This is a genomic window from Dapis purpurea BLCC-M126 (genome assembly GCF_050015975.1).
GTDB lineage: Bacteria > Cyanobacteriota > Cyanobacteriia > Cyanobacteriales > Microcoleaceae > Trichodesmium.
This window is the reverse complement of sequence record NZ_JBNHER010000166.1, coordinates 1-9371: the sequence shown is the minus strand read 5'-3', so window position 1 is coordinate 9371 and position 9371 is coordinate 1. Positions and strand designations below refer to the sequence as shown.

The 9371-nt window shown below is 35.4% G+C and carries 2 protein-coding genes; both read left to right on the top strand.

The window, feature by feature from the left end; translation table 11 throughout:
- Nucleotides 1-519 precede the first annotated feature (519 nt).
- Entirely contained in the window at nucleotides 520-1851 is a 1332-nt protein-coding gene (locus ACP6PL_RS14990; RefSeq protein WP_426546066.1) for an MFS transporter, read from the top strand.
- Between the two features lie 1236 nt (nucleotides 1852-3087).
- The gene (locus ACP6PL_RS14985) at nucleotides 3088-8514 is read left to right on the top strand and encodes a trifunctional serine/threonine-protein kinase/ATP-binding protein/sensor histidine kinase (RefSeq protein WP_426546065.1); all 5427 of its coding nucleotides are present in this window, start codon (nucleotides 3088-3090) and stop codon (nucleotides 8512-8514) included.
- Nucleotides 8515-9371 lie beyond the last annotated feature (857 nt).

Here is a 9371-nt window from a genome sequence, read left to right as displayed (position 1 = left end):
TACTCATTACTCCTACAACAGTTTTGTGGTCTACTCAACTGAAAAGCGCTGTAATTCTTTTCCCCTACTCCCTACTGCCTCTTTTTCCCAGAGGTCTAATAATTATTGCTCTTCCTAATTCATTGCTTGCCGCCATAATTCTTCTACTAAACCAAGTCGTGTACTCCAATATTGGATGATTAATTTTCTCTAGTTTACAAATTCTATAGAACGCATTTGGTATCTCCAGAAAATAGGTCGGAGGGATAAGAAATTGATAATTTATGGGTAATAATTGATTTGATGATTGGATTTTGGGAGATATCTAATACACCCCATCTCCCCATCTCCCCATCTCCCCCTCTATTTTTAAATAGATACCAAATGGGTTCTATATAACAAATCGCGATCGCATCACAATAACCTCATAAATCTCTCAATCTTAAGTAAATATAGAACTTGGTGTAATTTTTAATTCATCTGCCTAAAATGAAATATAATTTTATATTTTGCTCCCAAGGCCATAAACAATAACACAAGATGAATCTCACCAAAAAAATTATTGCAGCCTTTGTCTCTCCTGGAATACCGCTTTCTGCTCTTGGCCTTCCTCTTCTAGTTTACCTTCCCCCATTTTATGCAGAAGAAATGGGACTTGGCCTTTCTCTGGTGGGCACAGTGTTTATGATTACCCGTTTCTGGGACGTTTTTACCGATCCAGTTCTTGGTGTTCTAAGTGATAGGGTAACAACTCCTCTAGGTCGTCGGCGCCATTGGATTATATTATCCGTTCCTATTCTAATGATTTGCGTCTACAAAGTTTTTATGCCAGAAGCACCAGTTACAGGAAATTATCTTCTGTTTTGGATGCTGTTGTTGTATGTCGGTTGGACTCTGCTGAGTATTTCTCATATGTCTTGGGGTGCAGAATTATCATCAGATTATTATGAACGGGCGCGAGTTCAAGGTTGGCGAGAATTTGCTTTAGTCTTTGGTATGTTAGCTGTTTTGATACTTCCGACTATTCTGGAACAGACTGGAGGTACTGATAGTGGAACTAAAGTTGCTGCTATGGGTTGGTTTACAATTATACTGCTGCCTATCACTGTAGCGATCGCTGTTTGTAATGTCAAAGAAGGACCTGTAGCACCATCTTGTCAACTTGGTTTCTTCCAGTCAACCTCTCTGCTATTGAAAAATAAACTGCTAATACGAGTGCTAATAGCAGATTTAATGATTGGTCTTGCTCCAGGAATTGTTGGCTCAATCTACATTTTTTTTGTCACTTATGTCATGGAAATAGGTGAATGGTCTAGTTTGATGCTATTACTGTATTTTGTAGCTAGTTTTTGTGGCATTCCTCTTTGGATGCGTCTTAGTTATAAGTTGGAGAAGCACCGGACTTTTGGTGTAGCTAAAATGTATGGTTGTGTAATTCTTGTCAGTCTATTGCTCGTTCAACCAGGAAACTTATGGTTGTATACCTTATTGAATATTCTTTTCGGAATCGAATCTGGTGCAGGAGCGTTTTTATTGCGCTCAATTATGGCAGATCTTACAGACCATGATAACTTGGAATCAGGAACACAACGTACAGGTCTTTATTATTCTCTGTTAACAATGACTAACAAAGTTGGTTCTGCTTTGGGAGTTGGGATAGTTTATCCTATTTTAGATTGGATTGGTTTTATTCCTGGAGGTGAAAATACTCCCGAGGCAATAGAGGCGCTTAAATATATATTTATTTGTGTACCTATTCCAATTAGTCTTTTAGCAGCGATAGTTATCTGGAAGTTTCCACTAGACAGCACTCGACAAAAAGAATTACGTCGTCTGTTGGCAGAACGTGATTCTATGGTTAGTTCAAAATAATTCAAGAATTATCAGCTAATATCATCTTCCGTAGCATCGGTATTATACAGTATGGATAAGGAAGAAGACTTTACTTATCTAGGAGAGAAAGCTTAAAAGCCGAAAAAAACTTAAATTTCCTGTAGATATTCACGCCTGGGTTTACACAAAGGGTACTAGCGGACATACATAATATATATAATAGAGGAATTATCAAAAATGCTCTATTACATTTTTTAATAGGAAATGTAGGTTTATAACTTACATTCCGCATAACAAAATGTAGTATCAAAAATAGGAGACAGGAGATAATTATAATGGTCAAGAGGAGTAAGTAATTGAGTATTTATGTTTAATATTTTCCTGCTCGTTTGACTCCTCAGAAAGGTCAAATGCAGGAGATATATAGTATAAATACTTACCAACCTACAGTTTTTTTTAATACTACTTTCAATGTTACAATTTGACCTGCGGAATGTGGATTATAAGAACGGTTAATAGCTTTTAGCTAGAAGTCAGGAGTCATTAGAATTTTTTGGGCGTGATAGATGCGAGGAACTGGCTCCTAGCTGTAAGCCTTATGGGGTATAATATTATATCCGGATGAATAGTTATAAATAATTTAGGGAGGAGTCAGGAGTCAGGAGGAAGAAAGAAGCTTGAGGAGGAAAAATTTTTTTATCACTAATTAAGCGGACATGATATAAGAAAATGTTCTATCTTAAACTATTGTCAGATATTTCTAGATATCCCCATCTTCGCAGAGTCTTGATCTAATTACACCAATGCTACCAGATTTGATATAAATCCTCAACTTATGCAGGGTGTCCACAATTGATTGGGGTTTGGAATCCCCACGAACAAAGATTGCTGTCTCCTGACTCCTTGATAGACTTCCCCATATATTAGGAGCTACTTAAATACACTTAACAAAACAAGAATTCAAGAATTAAGAATTGAGAATTGAGAATTGAGAATTACCTCTCCTTGAAAAAAAGAGGATTGACGAACAGGAAAATTTTGATTTATTATCCCCTTAAAAGGGGAGGCTTTAAACCACAATATTTCGGTAAAAAGAGTGTTTATTGCCATAACTTCTATAGAAACTTTAGCCGTTGGTGATTTCGGCTATGATTGTGTTTTAATGGCGATGGCCTAGCTATTAACTGAAAAGCATTTTATATTTGGCAAAATTTATGTTTCATAGCTTGATTCACCAACGCCAAACTGTAGAGCAATAAATTTATTGCGTTTCCCATGATGAAACTATCAAATTATCAAATAACTCAACAAATTTATACAGGCATAAGAACTACTGTTTATCGTGGAATTAACACCACAAATCAACAATCAGTAGTTATCAAAGTTCTCAATAAAGAATACCCTACATTTTCTGAATTATTACAGTTTCGCCATCAATATACAATTACCAAAAATCTTAACTTACCTGGAATTATCAAACCTATCTCACTAGAAAAATATGGTAATGGTTATGCCCTAATTATGGAAGATATAGGGGCAGTCTCTCTCAAAACATACCTAACTAATCAAAAACTGAGCCTGGAAAATTTTCTGGAACTGGCACTATCAATAGTGAAAATATTAGAAGATTTATACCATCATCAGATTATTCATAAAGATATTAAACCTTCTAATATTGTGATTAATCCTGACACAAAAGAAGTGAAATTAATTGACTTTAGTATTTCCACATTATTACCCAGAGAAACTCAAGAAATTATCAACCCCAATGTTCTAGAAGGTACTCTAGCATATATGTCTCCAGAACAAACAGGAAGAATGAACCGGGGTATCGACTACCGAAGTGACTTTTATTCTTTAGGAATTACATTCTATGAAATCCTCACAAGTAAACTACCTTTTTTATCAACAGACCCCATAGAATTAGTTTACGAACACATTGCAAAAAAACCGACTCCTCCGGCTGATTTGAACACAGAAATACCTCTAATGGTAAATAATATTATTCTGAAAATGCTGGCGAAAAATGCCGAAGAACGCTATCAGAATATTTTCGGATTAAAACAGGATTTAGAAACCTGTTTAAAATCTTGGCAAAAAACCGAAAAAATTTCGATATTTGAGTTAGGAAAGCGGGATATATCTGACCACTTCAGCATACCAGAAAAACTCTATGGTCGCCAAGGAGAAGTTCATAATTTATTAGATGCTTTTGAAAGAGTGGCTCAAGGTAGTAGTGAAATAATGTTAGTAGCTGGTTTTTCGGGAATCGGAAAAACAGCAGTAATTAACGAAGTTCATAAACCAATAGTTCGTCAACGGGGCTATTTTATAAAAGGTAAATTTGACCAATTTCAAAGAAATATACCTTTTAGTGCATTTGTACAAGCCTTTCGAGATTTGATGGGACAATTGCTGAGTGAAACGGAAAATAAATTACAGGAATGGAAGACTAAAATCCTCTCAGAATTGGGAGAAAATGGGCAGGTAATTATAGAGGTAATTCCGGAACTAGAAGACATTATATCTCCTCAACCAGCCGTAGAAGAATTATCAGGAAGTGCGGCGGAAAATCGGTTTAATTTACTATTTTTAAAATTTCTTAAAATATTTGCGACTCAAGAACATCCATTGGTAATTTTTTTAGACGATCTACAGTGGGCAGATACAGGTTCTTTGAAGTTGATGCAATTGTTAATGAGTGAAAAAAATAGTGAATATTTATTATTATTAGGGGCTTATCGGGATAATGAAGTAAATCTGACTCATCCTCTAATATTAACATTAGAAGAAATTGTCAAAACTTCAGCAATTATTAATACTATTACTTTAAAACCTCTGGAACTAATTGCCGATATAAACCCCTTGGTAGCAGATACTCTTCATTGTTCTGAAGAAATAGCATTTCCTTTGGCAGAGTTGGTATATCAAAAAACTAAAGGAAATCCTTTTTTTATTACTCAATTTCTCAAAGCACTGTACAAAGAAGAATTAATTACGTTTAATTATGAGGTGGGTTATTGGGAATGCGATATTACTCAAGTCAAGTTATTGTCTCTCACAGATAATGTGGTGGAGTTTATGGCAACTCGTCTGGAAAAATTGTCACCACAGACTCAAGAGGTAATGAAATTAGCAGCTTGTATAGGAAATAAATTTGATTTAGAAACTTTAGGTATTGTCTCAGAAAAATCTGTGGTAGAAACAGCAAAGAATTTGTGGGAGGGATTGCAAGAAGGATTAATTTTACCGGTGACAGAAGTTTATAAGTTTTATAGTTCTCAAGACTCAAATATATCTACAGATTTTCAGGGAATAGAAACTGATGCAAGTTATAAATTTTTGCACGACAGGGTACAGCAAGCGGCTTATTTGTTAATACCAGAAGCGCAAAAACAAGCAACTCATTTAAAAATCGGAAGATTATTGTTAGAAAATATCCCAGAAAGTGAAAGACAAGAGAGAATTTTTGATATTGTGAATCAGTTAAATTATGGGGTAGATTTAATTGAGGAACCTCCGGAAAAAGAACAACTGGCTGAGTTAAATTTAATTGCCGGAAAGAAAGCTAAAGTTTCTACTGCTTATAATGCTACGCTGAATTATCTAAATACAGGTCTGGAATTGTTAACAGCTAATAGTTGGGAAAGGAATTATGAATTAACGTTAGCTATGTATGTAGAAGCAGCAGAAGTGAGGTATTTGCTCGGTGAGTATGAGCAGATGGAAAATTTAGCTGAAGTTGTACGACAACGAGCTAAAAGTTTATTGGATAAAGTTCCGGTTTACATGACTAAAATTAAATCGGAATTTGCTCAAGACCAAATTACAAAAGGTATCGATCTAGCTGTAGTTGTTATTAAAGATTTAGGATTAAAATTATCCCCCAGAGCAACAGAAGCAGAGTTGTTTGCTGCTATTGAAGAACTCCAGTCATTTATGAGCGATCGCTCTACTGAAGAACTCAAACAACTTCCAGAAATGACTAATCCTGAAAAGTTAGCTTTAATACAACTTCTAGGACTAATAGGAGCAGCAGCTTTTGTTGTGGGTTCCCCATTATGGTCGAGTATAATTTTTGCTATTGTTACTTTGTCTGTAGAATGGGGTAATACTCCTACTTCCGCTTACGGTTATAGCTGTTACGGAATCTTGCTTTGGAAGAAAGGAGAAATTAAAGGAGCTTATGAATTATCTGAGGTAATATCTGGACTATTCGAGCGCTTCGGTGGAGATACTCTCAGAGGAGTAACTGTAGCAAACCACCATTTGCGTCATTGGCAAGAACATTTAGCAAACACTTTACCTTTATTTCTAGAATGTTATTCCCTAGCTTTATCTAGGGGAGACTTTGAATTTGCTGGTTACAACATTTTTTTGCACTCTTTTCATTCTTACTCTGTGGGGTGGGAATTAACAGAACTTTCTCAAAAGCTTAATAACGCCATTGAGGCGATCGTGAACATTAAACAAGAAACTCCTCTGACATGGTTGCAAATGAGTCAACAGACGGTGTTGAATTTAATTGATCGCTCTGAAAATCCCTGTCTATTAATTGGAGAAGCTTTTGATGAGACAAATACACAGCTTCAAGATCCTGGACTGCTATACTTGAATTTACATAAACTTTATTTGTGTTATCTGTTTGGTAATTATCAGGAGTCTCTAAAATTTTGTCGAGCAGGACAACCATATCTCCACCTAGTTACTTCTCACTATAGTCCGGTATTTTTCTATTTTTATGGTTCTTTAATTCGACTTGCTCTTTACAATGAAGGTTCAGAAACAGAACAACAAGAGTGGTTAGAACAAATTACCTCCAACCAGGAACAGATGGAAATCTGGGCGCACCATGCTCCTATGAACTTTTTACATAAATTTCATCTGGTAGAAGCAGAAAAACATCGGGTGCTTGGTAACTATCTAGAAGCAATTGAACTATATGAACAAGCGATCGCCGGAGCAAAAGAAAACGAATACATTCAAGAAGTTGCCCTCGCTAACGAACTCGCAGCTAAATTTTATCTAGAATGGAATAAAGAAACTATTGCCCAAGCATATTTAATCAAAACTTACTACGCTTATGCTCAGTGGGGAGCATCTGCTAAACTCAAACACCTGCAAAAATCCTACGGCGAACTGCTTAAACCACTACAGCAACCAGAACCTAATTCTACTCGTAGCTTAACTACTCAAACTATCACATATACAACCAGTGAGACTTCTGTAGCGCTTGACTTCAACAGTTTAATCAAAGCAACTCAAGCTATTTCGGGAGAAATTCAACTAGAGAATTTACTCTCAGTTTTGATGCGAGTCACTCTCGAAAATGCTGCTGCTCAAAAAGGTTATTTAATCCTTTCTCAAGCAGAAAATTTAGTCATAGAAGCTAGAGCTATTCGTGATAGTAACCAAGAGCAAGAATTACAACTAACAGCAAGAGAGTCTCTCCCTATTGACTCCACTTCGGAGCTTCCTACTTCCCTGATTTATTATGTAGCGCGTACTAAAGAAACTATGGTACTTGATGATGCTACTAATGAAGCTCAGTTTGCTGGAGATCCTTACATTCAAAACTATCAACCCAAGAGTATTTTATGTATTCCAATTATTAATCGCGCTCAATTTATTGGCATACTATATTTAGAAAATAATCTCACCCTAGGAGCTTTTAGCAGCGAGCGCCTAGAAGTCTTAAAAGTTCTGACTACTCAAGCGGCTTTCTCCTTGGAAAATGCCCAGCTTTATGAAAGTTTATCTACTGCAAAAAATCAACTAGAAGAATATAGTCATACCTTAGAGGATAAAGTTAAAGAACGCACTCAAGAATTAAACGAAAAAAATCTACGTTTATCTGAAACTCTCCAGCAACTAAAAAAGACTCAAGCCCAATTAATTCAAACAGAAAAAATGTCTAGTTTAGGGCAGATGGTAGCAGGAATTGCTCACGAGATTAATAATCCCAACAATTTTATCTATGGCAACATCAATCACGCTATCGAATATAGCCAAGATTTGCTAGGTTTAATCGCTCTTTATCAAGAAGAATATCCTCATACTACAGATAAAATCGAAGAATTGAGAGAAGAAATCGATTTAGATTTTTTAACTGAAGATTTAGAAGAATTACTAAATTCTATTAAAAGTGGTTCTGAAAGAATTCAAAAAATTGTGGTATCCCTGCGAAATTTTTCTAGATTAGATGAATCAAATATGAAACCTGTAAATATTCATCATGGTATTGATAGCACTTTACTTATTTTACAAAATCGACTCAATTCTCAAAGAGGAAAATCAGAAATTAAGGTGGTTAAAAATTATGAGGATATACCATTGTTTAACTGTTACGCTTCCCAACTAAATCAAGTATTTATGAATATTCTTAATAATGGTATTGATGCTTTGGAAGAGATGAGAAATAATCAGAGTGAATTAGAACAGCAACCTACTATTACTATTACTACGGAAATTACCATAAACCGGACTGTAAAAATCAAAATTGCTGATAATGGCCCTGGTATTAGTCTGGAAAATCAAAAGAAGATATTTGACCCATTTTTTACTACTAAACCAGTCGGTTCTGGTACTGGTTTAGGTTTGTCAATTAGCTATTCAATTATTGTTGAAAAACATCAGGGTAAACTAACTTGTAATTCTACACCAGGGGCAGGAGTAGAATTTGTGATTGAGATTCCATTTTAACCTAGAAAAAATATAGCTATAAACCAGGTTTATGCATCATCAGAGATTTTGTTTGTAGTTGGGCTTTAGCCCAACACTATAGATAACCGAATTTAGTATAATATTCGTTGAACAAATAGTCTATTAGAACTCGTGTAAAAATAACCTGAATAGTTTTTTTGATGGAAGCTATATTTCACAATTTATCCTAGATAAAATTTGTACAATTTATTTTTAGAGATTGAATGTATCAGGAAAGATAAAAAGGAGATAGGGAACAGGGAATAGGGAGGAAGAAATCAAGACAAATATTTGTCGCTATTAAATCTAGGAATATATGTACTGAATACTTCTCTATCTACCTTCTTTCAATCCCTTGAAGTATTATCGCTTTTAGATTTTAGTCACTTCTTTGCTCTCTTAAGAATTATTTTACAAACAGTCTTTTACATGGCTCCTTATAAGCAGGATGAAAAAAGAATTACTTTTGGAAATTGGTATAATAACTAAAAAGGATTTGCTGAATAAAGTTTTTTGGTAGGTGTAGGAGTCAGTAGTCAGGAGTCAGGATAAATAGGGAATTTAGAGGAGGTAGGATTCATTAATTGATAATTGATAATGGATAATTGATAATTACAAGAAGGTTAAAACCGTTCGGGAATTGAAGATAAGGAAATATCCTAGCACTTTTCTCTTGGTCGATTGGATATGGCGTTAGCGTTAGCGGCTCTGCAAGAGCGGGAAACCTCGCCATCCCATCCTAACGGACTGCTCCGCAAACAACCGCTCTCTTGGTCGATTGGATATGCCGAGGAGACCTCGGCATCCCTCGACCGCTTTTTCCCCTATCCAAGGGGAGGCTTTAAACCAGAATTATT